The 17,951-nt window shown below is 75.1% G+C and carries 21 protein-coding genes; 7 read left to right on the top strand and 14 right to left on the bottom strand.

The genetic code is table 11. The annotated features are described in order from the left end of the window. Positions 1-22 precede the first annotated feature (22 nt). The 8 genes from ACIQKA_RS16365 to ACIQKA_RS16330 all read right to left on the bottom strand — a co-directional run bounded on the left by ACIQKA_RS16365 (position 23) and on the right by ACIQKA_RS16330 (position 7,426). Positions 23-1,030 (bottom strand): hypothetical protein, encoded by a 1,008-nt coding sequence (locus ACIQKA_RS16365; protein ID WP_390110008.1) that lies wholly within the window; start codon positions 1,028-1,030, stop codon positions 23-25. 67 nt (positions 1,031-1,097) lie between these two features. Next, on the bottom strand, positions 1,098-2,579 hold the full coding sequence (locus ACIQKA_RS16360) for an APC family permease (RefSeq protein WP_402541328.1): 1,482 nt from the start codon (positions 2,577-2,579) through the stop codon (positions 1,098-1,100). A 195-nt stretch (positions 2,580-2,774) separates the two neighbouring features. Further along, positions 2,775-4,733, bottom strand: a complete 1,959-nt coding sequence (locus tag ACIQKA_RS16355) for an FUSC family protein (protein ID WP_383152692.1) — start codon at positions 4,731-4,733, stop codon at positions 2,775-2,777. A 106-nt stretch (positions 4,734-4,839) separates the two neighbouring features. Further along, positions 4,840-5,217: a nuclear transport factor 2 family protein gene (locus tag ACIQKA_RS16350; protein ID WP_402541326.1), complete on the bottom strand. Its 378-nt coding sequence runs from the start codon at positions 5,215-5,217 to the stop codon at positions 4,840-4,842. Between the two features lie 47 nt (positions 5,218-5,264). Next, the gene (locus ACIQKA_RS16345; RefSeq protein ID WP_125663395.1) at positions 5,265-5,501 is read right to left on the bottom strand and encodes a DUF2630 family protein; all 237 of its coding nucleotides are present in this window, start codon (positions 5,499-5,501) and stop codon (positions 5,265-5,267) included. Positions 5,502-5,656: 155 nt separating this feature from the next. Beyond that, the gene (locus ACIQKA_RS16340) at positions 5,657-6,085 is read right to left on the bottom strand and encodes a hypothetical protein (protein WP_383441013.1); all 429 of its coding nucleotides are present in this window, start codon (positions 6,083-6,085) and stop codon (positions 5,657-5,659) included. Between the two features lie 5 nt (positions 6,086-6,090). Then, complete coding sequence (locus ACIQKA_RS16335) at positions 6,091-6,591, bottom strand: hypothetical protein (protein WP_383152688.1); 501 nt, start codon at positions 6,589-6,591, stop codon at positions 6,091-6,093. Positions 6,592-6,628: 37 nt separating this feature from the next. Further along, on the bottom strand, positions 6,629-7,426 hold the full coding sequence (locus tag ACIQKA_RS16330; RefSeq protein WP_383432787.1) for an alpha/beta fold hydrolase: 798 nt from the start codon (positions 7,424-7,426) through the stop codon (positions 6,629-6,631). 76 nt (positions 7,427-7,502) lie between these two features. Here ACIQKA_RS16330 and ACIQKA_RS16325 point away from each other — a divergent pair, with 76 nt between their 5' ends. From ACIQKA_RS16325 to ACIQKA_RS16310, 4 genes are all read left to right on the top strand, one after another. Then, positions 7,503-8,837 carry a PLP-dependent aminotransferase family protein gene (locus ACIQKA_RS16325; protein WP_383152686.1) on the top strand — a complete coding sequence of 445 codons (1,335 nt, stop codon included), beginning with the start codon at positions 7,503-7,505 and terminating at the stop codon, positions 8,835-8,837. A gap of 97 nt (positions 8,838-8,934) precedes the next feature. Then, positions 8,935-9,342 carry a hypothetical protein gene (locus tag ACIQKA_RS16320; protein WP_402541322.1) on the top strand — a complete coding sequence of 136 codons (408 nt, stop codon included), beginning with the start codon at positions 8,935-8,937 and terminating at the stop codon, positions 9,340-9,342. A 45-nt stretch (positions 9,343-9,387) separates the two neighbouring features. Further along, the gene (locus ACIQKA_RS16315) at positions 9,388-10,356 is read left to right on the top strand and encodes an ATP-binding cassette domain-containing protein (RefSeq protein ID WP_383432789.1); all 969 of its coding nucleotides are present in this window, start codon (positions 9,388-9,390) and stop codon (positions 10,354-10,356) included. After that, positions 10,353-11,219, top strand: a complete 867-nt coding sequence (locus ACIQKA_RS16310) for an ABC transporter permease (RefSeq protein WP_383441005.1) — start codon at positions 10,353-10,355, stop codon at positions 11,217-11,219. The genes ACIQKA_RS16315 and ACIQKA_RS16310 overlap by 4 nt, the downstream gene beginning before the upstream one ends. Before the next feature lie 29 nt (positions 11,220-11,248). On the opposite strand, the gene ACIQKA_RS16305 is transcribed toward ACIQKA_RS16310, so the two are convergent. From ACIQKA_RS16305 to ACIQKA_RS16290, 4 genes are all read right to left on the bottom strand, one after another. Continuing rightward, positions 11,249-11,626, bottom strand: coding sequence for a VOC family protein (locus ACIQKA_RS16305; protein WP_383152682.1), 378 nt, complete (start codon positions 11,624-11,626; stop codon positions 11,249-11,251). A 99-nt stretch (positions 11,627-11,725) separates the two neighbouring features. Beyond that, a complete protein-coding gene (locus ACIQKA_RS16300) occupies positions 11,726-12,151 on the bottom strand; it encodes a universal stress protein (RefSeq protein ID WP_383152681.1) in 426 nt (141 codons plus the stop codon). A 74-nt stretch (positions 12,152-12,225) separates the two neighbouring features. Further along, positions 12,226-12,867 carry an FMN reductase gene (locus ACIQKA_RS16295; protein WP_402541319.1) on the bottom strand — a complete coding sequence of 214 codons (642 nt, stop codon included), beginning with the start codon at positions 12,865-12,867 and terminating at the stop codon, positions 12,226-12,228. A 5-nt stretch (positions 12,868-12,872) separates the two neighbouring features. Next, positions 12,873-13,952, bottom strand: coding sequence for an LLM class flavin-dependent oxidoreductase (locus tag ACIQKA_RS16290; protein ID WP_383152719.1), 1,080 nt, complete (start codon positions 13,950-13,952; stop codon positions 12,873-12,875). A gap of 134 nt (positions 13,953-14,086) precedes the next feature. Here ACIQKA_RS16290 and ACIQKA_RS16285 point away from each other — a divergent pair, with 134 nt between their 5' ends. The 3 genes from ACIQKA_RS16285 to cobM all read left to right on the top strand — a co-directional run bounded on the left by ACIQKA_RS16285 (position 14,087) and on the right by cobM (position 16,597). Beyond that, positions 14,087-14,395 (top strand): DUF6126 family protein, encoded by a 309-nt coding sequence (locus tag ACIQKA_RS16285; protein ID WP_402541318.1) that lies wholly within the window; start codon positions 14,087-14,089, stop codon positions 14,393-14,395. A gap of 64 nt (positions 14,396-14,459) precedes the next feature. Then, positions 14,460-15,851 (top strand): precorrin-6y C5,15-methyltransferase (decarboxylating) subunit CbiE, encoded by a 1,392-nt coding sequence (cbiE, locus tag ACIQKA_RS16280; protein WP_402541317.1) that lies wholly within the window; start codon positions 14,460-14,462, stop codon positions 15,849-15,851. Continuing rightward, positions 15,848-16,597, top strand: a complete 750-nt coding sequence (gene cobM / locus ACIQKA_RS16275; protein WP_402541315.1) for a precorrin-4 C(11)-methyltransferase — start codon at positions 15,848-15,850, stop codon at positions 16,595-16,597. Before cbiE ends, cobM begins: the two co-directional genes overlap by 4 nt. Positions 16,598-16,660: 63 nt before the next feature. On the opposite strand, the gene ACIQKA_RS16270 is transcribed toward cobM, so the two are convergent. Beyond that, positions 16,661-16,735, bottom strand: coding sequence for a 50S ribosomal protein bL37 (locus ACIQKA_RS16270; RefSeq protein WP_372460710.1), 75 nt, complete (start codon positions 16,733-16,735; stop codon positions 16,661-16,663). 80 nt (positions 16,736-16,815) lie between these two features. Further along, on the bottom strand, positions 16,816-17,940 hold the full coding sequence (locus ACIQKA_RS16265) for a cobalt-precorrin-5B (C(1))-methyltransferase (RefSeq protein ID WP_383152676.1): 1,125 nt from the start codon (positions 17,938-17,940) through the stop codon (positions 16,816-16,818). Positions 17,941-17,951 lie beyond the last annotated feature (11 nt).

The raw sequence follows: 17,951 nt of genomic DNA, 5'->3' as shown, positions 1-17,951 counted from the left end.
GAGCCGTACGGCGGAACCGGTCTCAGTCGCGGACCTGGGGGCACTCCACCCCCAGGCCCTCCCTGAACCGGGTGAACTGCTCCTCCGGGTCCCCCGTGTACGCCCACGGCACCCACGCCGCCCGCCGCCCCAGCATCCCGAGCAGCTCCCTGGCGATGTCCACCTGGCCCGCGTAACAGGCCGCGTGCGCGAGGAAGTTGAGGTCTCCGACCTCCTCGGGCGCCACCGGGAGCGCCGGGTCCCGGCCGCCGACCCAGCGGGCGTGCGTGCGGCGCAGCTCGGTCACCGCCAGCTCGTGCTTCCAGTGCTGGTCGAAGCCGCGCACCGGGCCCCGGCCCAGGGCGCCGTCCGCGATGTAGCGGTACTCCTCGACCCGGGCCACCTGCACCAGGACCGGCAGCGGGGAGCCGGGCGGCGCCACGCCCGCCGCGTCGCGGGCGAAGTCGTACATGCTGCCGTGGGTGCCGTGCCACCGCGCCGACCAGTACCGCAGCACCTGGATGTGCCCCTCGGTGTTGTACGGGTCGCGCCGCCGCAACTCGTCGAACCAGTGGCGCAGTTCGCGGCGCGGCACCCCGCCCTCGTACAGCCTGGCCACCGACAGGAGCGACACCCACGGCATCGGGTCGGCGGGCGCCGCCTCGGCCGCGCCGCGGCAGGCGTCGACGGCCGCGTCGATCCGGCCCCGGTCGACGGCCGCGCCCCGGCCGGCCGCGATGGCCGCGTCGAAGACCCGCACCACCTCGGTCGCGGCCCGCAGCACGGCGGCGTCCGGGTTGCCCGGCTCGGCGCCCCGCCAGGTCTCGGCGGTGGAGCTGCCCGCGGCGGCGTGCGAGAGGAGCCGGACGCGGTGGGTGCGGCGCGCCCAGTCGTCGCCGGTGGCGGCGAGCAGGTCGCGCACGCCCTGCCAGCGGCCGATGACGATGTCGTGGCGCGCCTCGGTCAGGGCCCGGTCCCCGAAGTCCGGGTCGAAGTCGGGCACGAAGCGCTCCGGGCGCGGCGGCCGCGCGGAGCGGCGGCGTACGGCCATGCCTGGTCCTCCCTCGGGTTCGCCCGCCGCCGTCCGGTGTCCGGCCGTCCGGCGGCTGCCGGACGGTTCAGAAGTCTGTCGCGTAGCTCTTGTCCCGGTCGCCCGTGCGGGCGCCCGGGGTGGCCGCCCCGGCGGCGGCCGAGGCGGCGAGGGCGCGGACGGCGTCGAGGCGGGCCGGGCGGCGGTAGTAGTCGCTGCCCCTCCTGGCGTACACGGTCAGCGGGACCACGCCGAGGAGCAGGCCGCCGAGGCCGATGGCGAGGGCGGTGGTGGAGAGTTCGCCCAGCGACTCGACGAAGGCCCACAGCATGAACGCCGAGCCGAGCAGCGGCCAGAGGCCGCCGACGACCAGGTTCCTCACGGAGCGCAGCAGCAGGCCCTTGTAGGCGACGACGGCGGCGATGCCCGCCAGGCCGTAGTAGAAGGCGATCTGGAGGCCGATCGCGGAGACGGCGTCCCGGAGGATCTGCTGCACGGAGCCGGCCACCGCCGCGGCGGCGAACAGCAGCAGCGCCGCCCCGCCGACCGCCGCGATCGCGATCCACGGGGTGTTCCAGCGCGGGTGGACGGTGCCGAGCGCGGCCGGCAGGGTCCGGTCGCGGCCCATCGCGAAGAGCGAGCGGGTGACCTGGATGAGGGTGGTCTCCAGGGTGGCGACGGTCGACAGGAGGACGGCCGCGACGAGCAGCTTGCCGCCGACGCCGGGCCACACCTCCTGGCCGACGACGGCGAGGACGTTGGGCCCGGCGCGGTGGATCTCCTCGGAGCTCAGCAGCACGTTGACGGCGACGGTGATGGCCTCGAAGAGGACGAAGACGAAGCCGACGCCGACGAGGGCGGCGACCCCGGCGGTCCGGCGGCTGTTCCGGGTCTCCTCGCTGAGGTTGCTGGTGACGTCCCAGCCCCAGTAGTAGAACGCGGCGATCAGGGCGCCGGCGGCGAAGCCCCCGGGCCCGTCGAACTGGGCGAGGCCGAACCAGGACCAGTCGAAGGCGGTGGCGTGGCCCCGGTGGGCCACGGCGGCGAGGACGAAGCCGGTCAGGATCAGCATCTCGATCCCGGACATGATCAGTTGCGCCCGTACGGTGAGCCGGGCGCCGCCCAGGACGACGAGCAGCATCACCAGGAACCAGCAGGCGCCGACGGCCGCCGCGAGCGCGGTGTGGTCGGCGAGGCCCGGGGCGACCAGGGAGAGGGTGAGGGAACCGGCGGGCAGCGAACCGGCCACCATGAAGACCGTGGTGGAGAAGACGAGCGCCCAGCCGGAGAGGAAGCCGAGGAAGGGGTGGAGCGTGCGGCCCACCCAGGAGTACGCGGCACCGGCGTTGACGTCGATCCGGCCGAGCCGGGCGTACGCGAGGACGATGCCGAGCATGGGTATCGCGCAGTACAGCAGGGCGGCGGGGCCGCCGACGCCGACCGCGCCGAAGAGGACGGCGGTGGTCGCGGCGAGCGAGTAGGCGGGGGCGCTGCCGGCGACGGCCATCACGATCGTGTCGAAGGTGCCGAGGACATTGGGCTGGAGCCCTCTGCTGGTGGTGGTGCGCATGGTGGATCCTCGGGGCGCGGGGGGTGAGGCAGGGCGAAGTGGCCCGCCCGCCGAGCCGGTTGCCGACGGCGGCGGGCGCGGATCACGGTGAATCGAGCGCATCGTAGTCGCCGGGACGGCTTCCGGTAACGGCGGCGGGGAGGGTTCCGTTCCGTGACCGCCGGTAAGTTCTCCCGTGCGCCCCTCGGAGGGGGGTTACCGCAGGTCGGGACCGGCGATGGCACGGGCCGCGCGGACCTCCTGGCGGAGCGGTTCGAGCACTCCGTTCTCGTCCCCGGGCAGCTCGGTGCGGACCTCCGCGAGGGTGTCGTCCGCGCGCAGCCCGTCGGCGAGTTCGCGCAGTTCCCGCTCCACCTCGGCGGCCTCCTCGGGCGCGGGCGCGGGGGCGCCGTGGTCGACCCGGATGCGGGCGGCGGTGGTGGCGTCCACGATCCGCTCGACGGCGACGACCAGCGGCCACCAGGCGGCGGCGCGGGTGCCGGTCGGCGGGGGCTCGGTCAGGGCCCGCTGGAACTCGGTGCGGACGGTCGACAGGTCCCGGTAGAGCGCCCGGCGGGCCCGCAGCCGGGCGTGCTGGTCGGTCCGCCCGCCGTCCGCGAACGCGCGGGCCACGTAGTCGGCGGCGTCGGAGACGGCGTCCGCGAGCCGGTCCCCGATCCGGGTGTGCCAGGACTCGGGCCAGAGCAGGTAGCCGGCGACGAGGGCGATGCCGCAGCCGATGAGCGAGTCGTAGAGGCGGGGCAGGACGAGGCCGAAGCCCTGGTGGTTGAGGGTGTCGGAGAGCAGCAGGATCACCGGGGTGATGGCCGCCGTCTGGAAGGCGTACCCCTTCGCGGAGAACGCCGGGATCAGGGCCGCGAGCACCGCCAGCACGGGCACGTCCCACCAGCCCCGGGGCACCTCGGCGAGGACGAGGGCGGCCAGCAGGATGCCGAGGGCGGTGCCGAAGGCGCGGAGCACGGCCCGGGAGAAGACCGAGCCGAAGTCGGGCTTCATGACGAAGGTGACGGTGAGGGCGACCCAGTACGAGCGGGGCACGGCGATCAGCGACACCAGGGCCTGCGCGAGGCCGATGCAGAGCGCGAGCCGCAGGCCGTAGCGCCAGGAGGCCCCGGAGAGGAGGACGGCGCGGGTGGAGCGGCGGATCCGGACGCGGAGGGCGGCGGGGCGGCCGAGCCGGTCGTCGACGTTGTACCCGTCGGGGTCCGTCTCGTGGACGACGTGCGCCGCGTGCCGCAGCGCGTGGTCGACGGCCTTCTCGGAGGGCCGCTCGGGAGTGGGCAGGTCGAGGCCGGGGGCGCCGGTGCGGCCCTCCTCGACGGCGTCCGCGAGCTCCCGGACGGCGGCCGGGACCTCGGCGGGCGGCGGGCCGGCGATCCGGGCGCGCAGGTGGGCGGCGGGCGCGGCCTCGACGAGCGGGACGACGACGTTGAGCCGGGCGAGCAGCCGGACCGGGGCGGCGGCGCGGCCGTGCTGCCGGGCCCGGCGGGCCAGGACCAGGTCGTACGCGTGGTTCAGGGCGGCGGTGACGGCCTGCCGCCGCTCGTCGTACGCGGAGGTCCCCGCGGCCTCGTAGAGGTCGGCCACCGCGCGGTAGGTGGCGGCGACGGCGGCCTTCTCGGGCGCGTCGCGCCGCAGCGGCCAGCCGAGCAGGGTGAGGACGAGGACGACGAGCCCGCCCAGGGTGAGCAGCAGCGGCGCCGTCCACCACGGGTCGGGCATGGGCAGACCCGCGCCGACGACGGCGTTGAGCAGCAGCAGGAGGCCGGAGACGGAGGCGACCGCGCCGATCGAGGAGATCATCCCGGAGACGAGCGCGACGCAGGTGAGGACGGCGACGGCGGCCCAGCCGTACCCGAAGACGAGGGTGCCGAGGGTGACGCCGACGGCTCCGAAGAGCTGCGGCACGGCGATGTTGAAGACCCGCATCCGGTAGGCGTCGGCGGTGTCCCCGATGACTCCGGACAGGGCGCCCATCGACACCAGCGCCCCGTACGCGGGCCGGTCGACGGCCAGGCCGACGGCGAGCGGCGCGGACAGGGCGACGGCGGCGCGCAGGACGGCGGCCCACGGGACCGGCGCGGGGGCGGGCCGCATTCCTGCGGTCAGCCAGGCGGGCGGGGTGAGCCGTCCGGCTCCTTCGGATCGCGCCATGCCCACCAACGTACTGGCGGGGCGCCCGCGCCGCCGCGTCCGCGCCCGGCCCCGGGCCGTCGCGCGGGCGCGCCGGGGCGCGTCGCACGGGCTCGCCGCGGGCGCCTCACACGGGCTCGACGAACGCGGCCCGCCACGCGGGGCTCGGGTCGGAGCCGGGGCTCGCCCAGTACTCCGTGCCCCGGACGATCCGGCCGTCGCGGACGGTCCGGAACGACACCGCGCGGAACACCCCGACGCCCTCGTGCGGGACCTCGACCCCGGAGACGGCCCCGCCGTCCCCGGCCACGATCCGCGGCACCCGGATCGACCGGCCCTCCGGGTACGCGCGGTTCACCGCGACGTGGTCGTCCCGGCCCGTGATCCGCTCGCCGCTGACCGGCCACTCGACGACGGCGTCCTCCGCGAACAGGGCGGCCGGGCCGTCCCGGTCCCGCGCCTCCATCCGGTCCCACAGCGACTCGACCACGCCCGACGGCTCCATGGCGCGCACTCTGCCGGAGGGGTCCGACAACGGGCCCGAGAGCGGGCTCAGTTGCGGTACGACTCCACCTCGGCCGCCGGGCGGAGGGTCGCCGTGTCCGGGTCCTCGCCGAACTCGGCCTTGGCGCGGCGCTGGCGCAGCAGGTCCCAGCACTGGTCGAGGCGCACCTCCAGTTCGGTCAGGCGGGCGCGCTCCTCGGGCAGGAGGCCGCCGGTGCGCTGCCGCAGGGCGCGCTCCTCCTCGACGAGGGCGCCGATGTCGTCCAGGATCTCCTCGTTGTCCATGCTTTCCAGCGTGGCCGATCAGCGCTCTCCCCGCAGGTCGAGATCGGCGAGGACGGCGGCGGTGAACGCGAGGCCCCGGGGGCGGCGGCGAGGGCGGGGCCGGAGTCCACGCCGTCCGGTGTCGCGGGATCCGCCCCGGTCCGGCCGGGTCCGGCTCAGTGCCGCAGGGCCCGTCCGATCTCCGCCTTCGTCACGCCCGAGAGCTGCCGATTGCTGCGCGCCGTGCCGGACTTGGACTTCCCCGGTGCCACGGCGTCGATGTTCAGGACGACGGAGTCGAGCAGTCTCCCCTCGCCGTCGCGGAAGTTCACCAGGACCGTGTAGTCGGCGTTCGCGTCCTCCGGGTTGGTCGCGGTGACCTCCGTGACCGTCCGGTCGCCGTCGGCGCGGGGCTCCCCGGCCCTCACGTCGCCCTTCGCGTCCACACCGTCCCGGACCTCGTTCATCTCCCGCTCGGCGGCCGAGGCGACCGCCGCCGTCGCGGACGAGACGGCACCGCCGGCCGCGTCCTTGGCGGCGTCGCAGCCGGTGGTGAGGGCGAGAGCCGCCGCGAGGACCGCGGCGGCTCCGGCGGTGCGTCCCACGTCCCTCAGTACCTCTCGTCCGGGCCGTACGCCTCGTCCGTGGCCAGCGCCCAGATCACGAAGATCGAGACGGCCATGGAGAAGAGCGCCCACCAGGGCTGGTAGGGCAGGGAGAGGAAGTGGAAGAGCACGTTGAGCGAGGCCAGCGTGATGCCGGCGACCCGGCCCCACTCGGCGCCCTTGAGGATGCCGGAGCCGGCGATGACGAGGATCACGCCGAGGATCAGGTGGATCCAGCCCCAGGTGGTGAGGTCGAACTTGAAGACGTAGTCGCCGACCCGGGTGTAGACGTCGTCCTCGGCGATGCCGGCGATGCCCTGGAAGACGTCCATGAAGCCGATGACCAGCATGAGGACGCCGGCGAAGAGGGTGCCGCCGGAGGCCCAGGCACCGGCGGTGCTCTGCTTGCGGGGCGGCGCTGCGTTCGGGTTGCGGGGCGGCGCTGCGTGCTGGCCCTGGCTCTGGCCCTGGCCCGGACGCGCGGTCCCGTCGTCGTTCTGGCTCATGGACCCATCGTGGGAGCGTTCGCCCGCCGGCGAACCCTCAAGCGGTCCGTTCGAGTGAACGCAGGAACGCCTCCAGGGCCGCGTCGAACTCCTCGGGCCGCTCCAGGTTGGGCAGGTGCGCGGCCCGTTCGACCACGGCGAGCGTGGAGCCGGGGATCAGCGCGTGCGTCTCCTCCGCGTCGGAGACCGGGGTGTACGCGTCGTCCCGGCCGACCACGACGAGCACGGGCACGGTGGCGGCGGCGAGCGACTCCCGGTAGTCGGGCCGCTCGGCCCGGCCGCGCAGCGCGGCTGCCGCCGCCACGGGGTCGGTGTCGCGCATCATGCGGTGGACGTGGGGCGCGGCGTGCGTGTTGTACGGGGCGACCATCAGGTCGAGGACCTCGTCGGCGTACCCCCGCATGCCCTCGGCGAGGAGCCGGTCGGCCATGGTGTTCCGGGCGGCCCTGCCCTCCTCGGTCTCGGCGGCGGGGAAGGTGTCCGCGAGGACCAGGCCCCGGACGCGGCCGGGGTGGCGGCGGTGGAACTCCATGGCGATCTGGCCGCCCATGGAGAGCCCGGCGAGGACGCAGTCCTCGACGCCGAGGCCGTCGAGGAGGGCGGCCAGGTCTTCGGCGAAGACGTCGAGGCCGACGGCCGCGGCGTCCGTCGCGAGCGGGGTGGAGCCGTAACCGCGCAGGTCGGGGGCGATCACCCGGTGCGTGCGGGAGAAGCGGTCGAGCTGGGGCCGCCACATGGTGTGGTCGAAGGGGTGGCCGTGGACGAGGAGGAGGACGGGTCCGGAGCCCCGGTCCTCGTAGAAGGTCTCGGTACCGGCTGTTCGGGAGACGGGCATGACGGCAGGCTAGGCAGCACCGACTTCTCGGTGCAATGAAAACTTTGCCCTCGGTGCAATGGGAGAGGGGTGCCCCGTGGAGGAGTACCGGAGGATCGCGGACCGCGTCGAGGCGGCCGTGCGGGACGGGCGGCTGCGGCCCGGCGACCGGCTGCCGCCCCAGCGCGTCTTCGCCCGGCGGCACGGGATCGCGAACTCGACGGCGATCCGGGTGTACGGGGAGCTGGCCCGCCGGGGCCTGGTCGTCGGGGAGGTCGGGCGCGGCACCTTCGTCCGGGCGGCGCCCCCGTCGCCGGGGCCCGCGCTCGTCGAGGCGACCGGGGCCGCGCCCGTCGACCTCCAGCTCAACTACCCGGTCGCGGAAGGCCAGTCGGAGCTGATGGCCCGCGCCCTCACGGCCCTCGCCCGGCCCGGCGTCCTCACCGGGGCCCTGGTGCGGCCGGCCGCCGCCGACGGCACCCCGGAGGCCCGCGACGCGGCGGCGGCCGTGCTCTCCGGGACCGGCTGGGCCCCGGACCCCGGGAGCGTCCTCTTCGCCGGGAGCGGCCGCCGGGCCGTCGCCGCCGCGCTCTCCGCGCTCGTGCCGCCCGGCGGGCGCCTGGGCGTCGAGGAGCTCACGTACCCCCCGCTCAAGGCCGTCGCCGAACGGCTCGGCATCCGGCTCGTGCCGCTCGCCCTCGACGCGGAGGGGGTGCGGCCCGGGGCGCTCGCGGCGGCCCACCGGACGGCGCCGCTCGCCGCCGTCTACCTCCAGCCGACCCTGCACAACCCGCTCGCCACGACCGCAGGGGAGGAGCGGCGGGCCGCGCTCGCCGAACTCCTGCGCGGGCTCGACCTGACGGCGGTCGAGGACACCACCTGGGCCTTCCTCGACCCCGCCGCGCCCGCCCCGCTCGCCGCGCACGCGCCCGAGCGCGTCGTCCTGGTGGACAGCCTCTCCAAGCGGCTCGCCCCCGGCCTGACCGTCGGCTACCTCGTCGTCCCCGGCCGGCTGCGCGCGGCGGTCGCGGAGGCGCTGCGCTCCGGCGCCTGGACGGCGGACGGGTTCGCGCTCGCCGCCGCGACCCGCTGGGCCGGGGACGGGACGGTCGCGGCGGCCGTCGCCGCCAAGCGGGCGGACGTGACCGCCCGGCACGCCCTGGTCCTGCGGCGGCTCGCCGGACAGGCCTTCCGGACCTCCCCGCACGCCTACTTCTGCTGGTGGGAGCTGCCCGCACCCTGGCGCGCCGAGACCTTCGCGGCGGCCGCCGCCGCACGCGCGGGCGTGGCGGTCACCCCCGGCGGCGCCTTCGCGACGGGCCCGGGGGCGGCGCCCGGCGCGATCCGGGTGGGCCTGGCCTCGCCGCCGCACGCCGTGCTCGACGGGGCCCTCGCCCGCCTCGCGGACCTCGCGGCGTCCGGCCCCGGCTGATCCACTTGCGGCGCACCGGCCGCGGGTGTGCCCTGGAGGGTGCGGGAACCAGGGGGTGAGAGGCGCCGGAGGCGCCCGAGACGAAGGAGCTCCTGCCATGGCCGCACACGCAGCGGTGCCCGCCCGGCGGCGCGGGATCGACACGCACGGCTGGGCCGGCCCGATCGCGATCGGCGTCCTGTACGGCCTCTACGCCTCGACGGTCGCCCGCCACGGCGGCCCCGCCACCCTGAACCAGCTGTGGCTCGGCCTCGTCTCCGCCGTGGTGCTCGCCGCGGGGATCCACGTGCTCCACCACCAGGGCACCTCCCTGCGCCGCGAACTGCGCGCCCCCGCGTGGGGCGTCCTGGTGGGCGGCGCGGTCGGCTTCCTCTTCAGCCTGTCGAACGCCAGCGTCCTGTCGTCGAGCGGGCTCGGCCTCGCCGCCTTCGCGGTCACCACGGTCGCGGCCTACTACTCGTTCTACACCCACGAGGACGCGGCGGGCCGCCCCGCGCCCCGCTGACCGGAGCCCCGCCGACGGGACGAACGGGGACGACGGAGGAACCGCATGACCGACCTCGCCATCGAGACCGAGGGCCTGGTCAAGGTCTTCGGCACCAACCGGGCCGTGGACGGCGTCGACCTGCGGGTCCCCGCCGGAACCGTCTACGGCGTCCTCGGCCCCAACGGCGCCGGCAAGACGACCGTCGTCAAGGTGCTCGCCACCCTGCTCCGGCCCGACGGCGGCCGGGCCGGCGTCTTCGGCAAGGACGTCGTCGAGGACGCCGACGCCGTGCGCGGGCGCGTGAGCCTCACCGGCCAGTACGCCTCCGTCGACGAGGACCTGACCGGCACGGAGAACCTGGTGCTCCTCGGCCGGCTGCTCGGCCACTCCCGGCCCGCCGCCCGCGAGCGCTCCGAGCAGCTCCTCGCCGCGTTCGGGCTGTCGGAGGCGGCCGACCGGCAGATCAAGAACTACTCGGGCGGCATGCGGCGCCGCATCGACATCGCCGCGTCCATCCTCAACACCCCCGAACTGCTCTTCCTCGACGAGCCGACCACCGGCCTCGACCCGCGCAGCCGCAACCAGGTCTGGGACATCGTCCGCGCGGTGGTCGCCCAGGGCACCACCGTCCTGCTGACCACGCAGTACCTGGACGAGGCGGACCGGCTCGCCTCCCGGATCGCCGTCATCGACCACGGCAAGGTGATCGCGGAGGGCACGAAGGGCGAGCTGAAGGCCTCGGTCGGCTCGGGCTCGGTGCACGTGCGGCTCCGGGACCCCGAGCGGCGGCGGGAGGCCGAGCGGGTCCTGCGCGGCGCGCTGCGGGCCACCGTCCAGCTCGACCCGGACCCGGTCGCGCTCACCGCCACCGTCGACGGCCACGGGACGGACCTCGGCGCCGCCGAACAGGCGGCCCGGGCGCTCGCGGAGCTGGCCCGGTCCGGGATCACGGTCGACAGCTTCGCGCTCGGCCAGCCCAGCCTCGACGAGGTGTTCCTGGCGCTGACGGACAGGAAGGGAACGGCGGCATGACCACCGTCACCACCGGCAAGGACACGAAGGGCACCGACACCGCCGAGTTCACCGGCGTCAGGGCGGAGGAGCTCACGAAACTGCTCGCCGGACGGTCCCGCCCGCCCCGTCCCGGCGCGCTCTCCGCCTCGATGACGTTCGGCTGGCGGGCCATGCTGAAGATCAAGCACGTGCCGGAGCAGCTCTTCGACGTGACGGCGTTCCCGATCATGATGGTGCTGATGTACACGTACCTCTTCGGGGGCGCGCTGGCCGGTTCGGTCTCCTCGTACGTCCAGTTCCTGCTGCCCGGCATCCTGGTGATGAGCGTCGTGATGATCACGATGTACACGGGCGTCTCGGTCAACACCGACATCGAGAAGGGCGTCTTCGACCGCTTCCGCACGCTGCCGATCTGGCGCCCGGCGCCGATGGTCGGCTACCTCCTCGGCGACGTCGTGCGCTATCTGATCGCCTCGGCCGTGATGCTGACGGTCGGCGTGATCATCGGCTACCGTCCGGCCGGCGGGTTCCCGGGGGTGCTCCTCGGGGTCGCGCTGCTCATGGTGTTCTCGTTCGCCTTCTCGTGGATCTGGACCATGTTCGGCCTGCTGCTGCGCAGCGAGAAGTCCGTCATGGGCGTCTCGATGATGGTGATCTTCCCGCTGACCTTCCTGTCGAACGTCTTCGTCGACCCGAGGACCATGCCGGGCTGGCTCCAGGCCTTCGTGAACAACAACCCGGTGACCCACGTGGCGAGCGCGGTCCGCGAACTGATGGCGGGCGGCTGGCCGGGCGTGGACGTCGCCTGGTCCCTGGGCTGGTCGGCGGTCTTCGTCCTCGTCTTCGGCTGGGTCACGATGCGGCTGTACAACCGCAGGTAGCGGTGCGTCCGGCGGCCAGGAGCCGGCGGCTAGGAGGCGGCCGTGCGCGGAACGGTCTGCTGGACCGACCAGCGGTTGCCGTCGGGGTCGGCGAAGTACACGAAGGAGCCCCAGGGCAGGTCGTCGATCTCGCTGACCTCGACGCCGCGCGCGGCGAGGTCGTCGTGGGCCTCCTGGACGTCGGCGACGACCACCTGAAGGTTGTCCAGGGAGCCCGGCTCCATTCCGGTGACGCCCCTGCCGAGGGCGATCGAGCAGGCCGAGCCGGGCGGGGTGAGCTGGACGAAGCGCACGTCCTCGCTCACGGTGACGTCGTGGTCGGCGTGGAAGCCGACCTTCTCGTAGAAGGCCTTGGCCCGGTCGACGTCGGTGACGGGGACGCCGATCAGCTCCAGCTTGATGTCCATGACGGGCTCCTCACGGGCGGAGCCGCACCGCGCGGCCCCACCGGCATCATGCGCCGGGAGGCCGCGCGCCGCCGCTCGGGGAGGCCCGACGGCGGGGTCCTACTCGCCCCGGACGACCACGACGGGGCAGGGCGCGTGCTGGGCGACCTGGGTGGAGACCGAGCCGAGGACGGCGGCCCGGAAGCCGCTGTGGCCGCGGTCGCCGACGACGAGGAGGCTCGCGCCCTTCGCCGCGTCGACCAGGGCCTGCGCGGCGTTTCCGCCGACCACCGTGCGGGTGGCGTCGGCCGCCGCCTCCGGGGCGAGCGCGTCGGCCAGGGCCTGGTCCAGGATCTGCGCGGCGAGCCGCTCGGGGTCGAACTCCGCCGGCACGCCCGGCATCAGCGTCGCCCAGGAGGCCGGGTACTCCCAGGCGATGACCGCCTCCAGGGAGTCCCCGGTCAGGGCGGCCTGCCCGGCCGCCCACTTCAGGGCCTTCAGCGCGGGCTCCGACCCGTCCACGCCCACCACGATCCTGCCGGCCATCGCCGACCTCCGTCCGTCGTACGGCACATCTGTGCGATCCGCATCCAACGTAACAAATCGGTTGGACCGGCCGGTCAGTCGAGGCGCAGACCTGCCAGTTGGCGTGCGAACGGCACGACCTCGTCCTCGTCCGCCTCCCGGGCCGGCCGGGCCGCGACCGCGTCCGCGAGCTCGTGCCCGGCCCGGTTGATCCTGGCGGGCAGGCCCTCGCCCCCGAAACCGGTCGAGGAGGCCTCGCCGCCGCCCGAACCCCAGTCCTCCGAGGCCGCGTAGACGGCGGTCGGGACGGTCGGGGCCCGCAGGTGGGCGAAGAGCGGCCGCAGGGCGTGGTCGAGGACCAGCGAGTGGCGGGCGGTGCCGCCGGTCGCCCCGATCAGGACCGGGACGCCGGTCAGCGCGGCCGGGTCGACCAGGTCGAAGAACGACTTGAACAGACCGCTGTACGAGGCCGCGAAGACCGGGGTCACCGCGATGACGCCGTCCGCGCCGGTCACCGCGTCGAGCGCCTCCCGGAGCCTCCCGGAGGGGAAGCCGGTGACGAGGTTGTTCGCGATGTCGACGGCCAGGCCGCGGAGTTCGACCACCTCGACGTCGACGGCGTGCTCCTGCTCGGCGAGCCGGTGGCGGGCCGCTTGGAGGAGCCGGTCGGCGAGGAGCCGGGTCGAGGAGGGGCTGCCGAGACCGGCCGAGACGGCGACCAGCTTGAGCGTGCGCATGACGGTTACGCCTCCTTGGCGGCGGTGACGGCGGGGTGGAGCGGGGCGGTGGCGGGGACGCCGGCCGGGCGCAGGTTCGCGAACTCCTTGCGCAGCACCGGGACGACCTCCTCGCCGAGGACGTCGAGCTGCTCCAGGACGGTCTTCAGGGGCAGTCCGGCGTGGTCGACCAGGAACAGCTGGCGCTGGTAGTCGCCCACGTAGTCGCGGAAGGACAGCGTGCGCTCGATGACCTCCTGCGGGGAGCCGACGGTCAGCGGGGTCTCGCGGCTGAACTCCTCCAGGGAGGGGCCGTGGCCGTAGACCGGCGCGTTGTCGAAGTACGGGCGGAACTCCCGTACCGCGTCCTGCGAGTTCTTGCGCACGAACACCTGGCCGCCGAGGCCGACGATCGCCTGCTCGGGCGTGCCGTGGCCGTAGTGCGCGTACCGCTGCCGGTAGAGCCGGACCATCTTCTCGGTGTGCTGCTTGGGCCAGAAGATGTGGTTCGCGAAGAAGCCGTCGCCGTAGTAGGCGGCCTGTTCGGCGATCTCCGGGGAGCGGATGGAGCCGTGCCAGACGAACGGCGGGACGCCGTCGAGCGGGCGCGGGGTGGACGTGAAGCCCTGGAGGGCGGTGCGGAACCTGCCCTCCCAGTCGACCACGTCCTCCCTCCACAGCCGGTGCAGCAGCGCGTAGTTCTCGATGGCGAGCGGGATGCCCTGGCGGATGTCCTGGCCGAACCACGGGTAGACCGGGCCGGTGTTGCCGCGGCCCATCATCAGGTCCACGCGGCCGTCGGCGAGGTGCTGGAGGGTCGCGTAGTCCTCGGCGATCTTCACCGGGTCGTTGGTGGTGATCAGGGTCGTGGACGTGGACAGGGCCAGGTTCTCCGTGCGGGCGGCGATGTGCCCGAGGAGGGTGGTGGGGGACGACGGGACGAACGGCGGGTTGTGGTGCTCCCCGGTCGCGAAGACGTCGAGCCCGACCTCCTCGGCCTTGAGCGCGATGGCGACGGTGTTCTTGATCCGCTCGTGCTCGGTGGGGGTGCGGCCGGTGGTGGGGTCGGTCGTCACGTCGCCGACGGTGAAGATCCCGAACTGCATCGTGCTCACCTCTCGCGTTCCCGGGTGCCTTTCCCGGCTAGTGGTTGAATCTTAAACCATCACGTCCAACGGTGCGACCCCCCTCGCTATTCCGGGCCCCGGCACCCGGGCGGCGGGCCCGTACGCCGGAGGGCGTGACCGGCACCGGAACCGGAACCGGCACCGGAACCGGCACCGGAACCGGCACCGAGCGCTGGAAAGAACGCGGCGTGATGCTCCGCGTCTTCGTGTGCGTCTTCGCCGCGCACGCCTTCGCCGGCTTCGTCCGGATCCTCTTCCACGGGGGGCAGAACGCCCGGGAGCAGCGCCCGGGAGCAGCGTCCGGAAGCGAGGACGGCCGGGGGCGCGGGGACGCGTACGGCGCCGGTGCGGGGCGGTCACGGAGTGAGCGCGGGCGCCGGTGCGGGGCGGGCTCGGCGGCCGGTGAGGGGCGCCGGGAGTGACGACGCCCACGGAGAGGCGGAACCCCGGGCTCCCGTAGAGTTCGGCGGCGTGAACGGTGCGGGTGTGAACGGTGCGATATCGGTCGTCGGGATCGGCGCGGACGGCTGGGACGGGCTTCCCGGAGCCTCCCGCCGCGTCCTGCGCGCCGCCGGGGTCCTGATCGGCGCCCCCCGCCAGCTCGACCTGCTGCCCGGCGGCGACTGCCCCGGCGAGCGGATCGCCTGGCCCTCCCCCCTCCGCCCGGCCGTGCCCGGCCTGCTCGCCGCCCACGCGGGGCGCGCGATCGCCGTCCTGGCCAGCGGGGACCCCTCCTTCTACGGCATCGGCCGCACCCTCGCGGAGGCCGTCGGCGCCGACCGGCTCCGGATCCACCCGCACCCGTCCTCCGTCTCGTACGCCTGCGCCCGGCTCGGCTGGCCCCTGGAGGAGACCGAGACGGTGTCCCTGGTGGCCCGGCCGCTCGCCGCCCTCGCCGCCGCCCTGCACCCCGGGCGCCGGGTCCTCGTCCTCGGCGAGGGCCCCGGGACCCCCGCCGACGTGGCCGCGTACCTCCGCGACACCGGCTGGGGCGGCACCCGGATCCGGGTCCTGGAGCAGCTCGGCGGGCCCCGCGAACGGCTCCTCGACGCGACCGCCGACGCCTGGCCGCACGAGCGGACCGACGCCCTCCACGTCCTCGCGCTCGACTGCGCGCGCGACCCGGACGCGCTCCGGCTCGGCGCCGCGCCGGGCCTGCCGGACGAGGCGTACGAGCACGACGGGCAGCTCACCAAGCGGTACGTGCGCGCCGCCACCCTCGCCGCCCTCGCGCCCGCCCCCGGCGAACTCCTCTGGGACGTCGGCGGCGGCTCCGGCTCCATCGGCATCGAGTGGATGCGGACCCACCGCGCCTGCCGCGCCGTCGCGATCGAGAAGAGCCCCGAGCGGGCCGCCCGCATCGCGCGCAACGCCGACGCGCTCGGCGTCCCCGCCCTGAGGGTCGTCACCGCCCCGGCGCCGGAGGGCCTGGCGGGCCTCCCGGCCCCGGACGCGATCTTCGTCGGCGGCGGCCTGACCGCCCCCGGCCTGCTCGCGGCCTGCTGGGACGCGCTGCCCGCCGGCGGCCGGCTCGTCGCCAACACCGTCACGCTCGAATCCGAGGCGCTGCTCGCCGAGGCCCACCGCCGCCACGGCGGGGAACTCGTCCGGCTCGCGGTCGCCACCGCCGTCCCCGTGGGCGGCTTCACCGGCTGGCGGCAGGCGATGCCGGTCACACAGTGGTCCGTCACGAAACGGTCCGTCATGGAGGGGCCTGTCATGGAGCGGTCCGTCACGGAGGGGTCCGTCACCGAGGGGCCCGTCACGGAGGGGTCCGTCACCGAGGGGCCCGTCACGGAGGGGTCCGTCACCGAGAGGCCCGTCACGGAGGGGTCCGTCGCGCGGCGGCCCGTCACGAAAGGTTCTGAAGAGGGATGACCGTCTACTTCATCGGCGCGGGCCCCGGCGCGGCCGACCTGATCACCGTGCGCGGCGCGCGGACCCTGGCGACGTGCGGGGTCTGCCTCTACGCCGGCTCCCTCGTCCCCGTCGAGCTGCTCGCCGAGTGCCCGCCGGACGCGCGGCTCGTCGACACGGCCCGGATGGACCTGGACCAGATCGTCGCGGAGATCGCCGCCGCCCACGAGGCCGGGCGGGACGTGGCCCGGCTGCACTCCGGCGACCCGTCGGTGTTCAGCGCGGTCGCGGAGCAGATGCGCCGCCTGGACGCGCTCGGCATCCCGTACGAGGTCGTCCCCGGCGTCCCGGCCTTCGCGGCGGCGGCCGCCGCGCTGAAGCGGGAGCTGACCGTCCCCACGGTCGGCCAGACCGTCATCCTCACCCGGATCGCGCAGCAGGCCACGCCGATGCCGGAGGGCGAGGACCTGGCGACCCTGGGCCGCAGCGGCGCCCTGCTCGTCCTCCACCTCGCCGCCCGCTACGTCGACCGGGTCGTCGCCGAACTCGTCCCCCACTACGGCACGGACTGCCCCGCCGCCGTCGTCGCGATGGCCAGCCGCCCCGACGAGGTCGTCCTGCGCGGCACCCTCGACGACATCGCGGCGCAGACGAAGGCGGCCGGGATCACGAAGACCGCCGTCATCATCGTGGGCCGCACCCTGGCGGCCTCCGAGTTCCGCGACAGCCACCTGTACGACCCGGCCCGCGACCGCCACGCCTGCTGACGCCCTCGCACGCGGAGGGGCCCCGGGGAGATCCCCGGGGCCCCTCCGTCACCACGGACCGGCTCAGGTGTTCGGCCGCTTGCCGTGGTTCGCGCCCTTCTTCTTCCGGGCCCGCCGCTTGTTGCCGCGCTTCGACATGAGACTCCCTCTCGATCGCTCGTCGGGTGTTCGCGGCCCAGCCTAGGGGCGGGCCCCCCGGTCCGCACGTCGTGCCGGTCTCACGCCCCCGGCCCCCTCACCGAGGACCGCCCCACCACCGTTCCCGCGCGGTCGACGCAGATCACGTCCACCGCGACCGGGGCGCCGCGCAGGACCGCCAGGGCCTCGTCGCGGGCGCGGGCGGCGACCAGGTCGCCGAGGGGGACGGCGGCGGCCTCGCAGAGGCGGAGGGCGGCCAGACCGGTGTTCGCGGCGGCGATCTCCGCCGCCAGGGACTCGGACGCGCCGCCCGCGCGGGCCAGGTCCGCCAGGAAGCCCTTGTCGACCTGGGAGCGGGCCGAGTGCAGGTCCAGGTGGCCCGCCGCCAGCTTGGAGAGCTTCGCGAAGCCGCCGCAGACCGTCAGCCGGTCCACCGGGTGGCGGCGGACGTACTTGAGGACCGCGCCCGCGAAGTCGCCCATGTCGAGCAGGGCGATCTCCGGCAGGTCGTACAGGCCCGTCACCGTCCGCTCCGAGGTCGAGCCGGTGCAGCCGGCGACGTGCGTGAGGCCGCCCGCGCGGGCCACGTCCACGCCCCGGCGGATCGAGTCGATCCAGGCCGAGCAGGAGTACGGGACGACGACGCCGGTCGTGCCGAGGATCGACAGGCCGCCGAGGATGCCGATCCGGGGGTTCCAGGTGGAGCGGGCGATCTCGGCACCGTCGTCGACGGAGACCGTGATCTCGACGTCCCCCGTGCCGCCGTGCGCGGCGGCGACCCGCGCCACGTGCTCGCGCATCAGCTGCCGGGGCACGGGGTTGATCGCCGGCTCGCCCACGTCGAGCGGGAGGCCCGGCAGGGTGACCGTGCCGACGCCCTCGCCGGCCCGGAAGACCACGCCCGAACCCGGCGGCAGCAGCCGCACCGTCGAGCGGATCACGGCCCCGTGCGTGACGTCCGGGTCGTCGCCCGCGTCCTTCACCACCGCCGCCATGGCCGTGTCCCCGGTGCGCTCCTCGGCCGTGAGCGCGAACGCCGGCGTCTGCCCCTTCGGCAGCGTGATCGTCACCGGATCCGGGAAGTCCCCGGTCAGGAGCGCCGTGTACGCGGCCGTCGTCGCCGCCGTCGCGCAGGCACCGGTCGTCCAGCCCGGGCGCAGACCGGTGTGCTTGAGTTGGGCCTCGCGCCCGCCGTCCGAACTCACGAAGGGGCTCC

This window comes from Streptomyces sp. NPDC092045 (genome assembly GCF_044756005.1).
Lineage (GTDB): Bacteria > Actinomycetota > Actinomycetes > Streptomycetales > Streptomycetaceae > Streptomyces.
This window is presented reverse-complemented; position numbering and strand designations above follow the sequence as displayed.

Bases quoted from the DNA above. Each gene is read 5' to 3' on its own strand.
- ACIQKA_RS16305 (WP_383152682.1), bottom strand. From the start codon at position 11,626: ATGGACATCAAGCTGGAGCTGATCGGCGTCCCCGTCACCGACGTCGAC.
- ACIQKA_RS16330 (WP_383432787.1), bottom strand. From the start codon at position 7,426: ATGCCCGTCTCCCGAACAGCCGGTACCGAGACCTTCTACGAGGACCGG.
- ACIQKA_RS16355 (WP_383152692.1), bottom strand. From the start codon at position 4,733: ATGGCGCGATCCGAAGGAGCCGGACGGCTCACCCCGCCCGCCTGGCTG.
- ACIQKA_RS16320 (WP_402541322.1), top strand. From the start codon at position 8,935: ATGGCCGCACACGCAGCGGTGCCCGCCCGGCGGCGCGGGATCGACACG.
- ACIQKA_RS16365 (WP_390110008.1), bottom strand. From the start codon at position 1,030: ATGGCCGTACGCCGCCGCTCCGCGCGGCCGCCGCGCCCGGAGCGCTTC.
- ACIQKA_RS16360 (WP_402541328.1), bottom strand. From the start codon at position 2,579: ATGCGCACCACCACCAGCAGAGGGCTCCAGCCCAATGTCCTCGGCACC.
- ACIQKA_RS16350 (WP_402541326.1), bottom strand. From the start codon at position 5,217: ATGGAGCCGTCGGGCGTGGTCGAGTCGCTGTGGGACCGGATGGAGGCG.
- ACIQKA_RS16300 (WP_383152681.1), bottom strand. From the start codon at position 12,151: ATGGCCGGCAGGATCGTGGTGGGCGTGGACGGGTCGGAGCCCGCGCTG.
- ACIQKA_RS16315 (WP_383432789.1), top strand. From the start codon at position 9,388: ATGACCGACCTCGCCATCGAGACCGAGGGCCTGGTCAAGGTCTTCGGC.
- ACIQKA_RS16345 (WP_125663395.1), bottom strand. From the start codon at position 5,501: ATGGACAACGAGGAGATCCTGGACGACATCGGCGCCCTCGTCGAGGAG.
- ACIQKA_RS16310 (WP_383441005.1), top strand. From the start codon at position 10,353: ATGACCACCGTCACCACCGGCAAGGACACGAAGGGCACCGACACCGCC.
- cobM (WP_402541315.1), top strand. From the start codon at position 15,848: ATGACCGTCTACTTCATCGGCGCGGGCCCCGGCGCGGCCGACCTGATC.
- ACIQKA_RS16335 (WP_383152688.1), bottom strand. From the start codon at position 6,591: ATGAGCCAGAACGACGACGGGACCGCGCGTCCGGGCCAGGGCCAGAGC.
- ACIQKA_RS16295 (WP_402541319.1), bottom strand. From the start codon at position 12,867: ATGCGCACGCTCAAGCTGGTCGCCGTCTCGGCCGGTCTCGGCAGCCCC.
- ACIQKA_RS16290 (WP_383152719.1), bottom strand. From the start codon at position 13,952: ATGCAGTTCGGGATCTTCACCGTCGGCGACGTGACGACCGACCCCACC.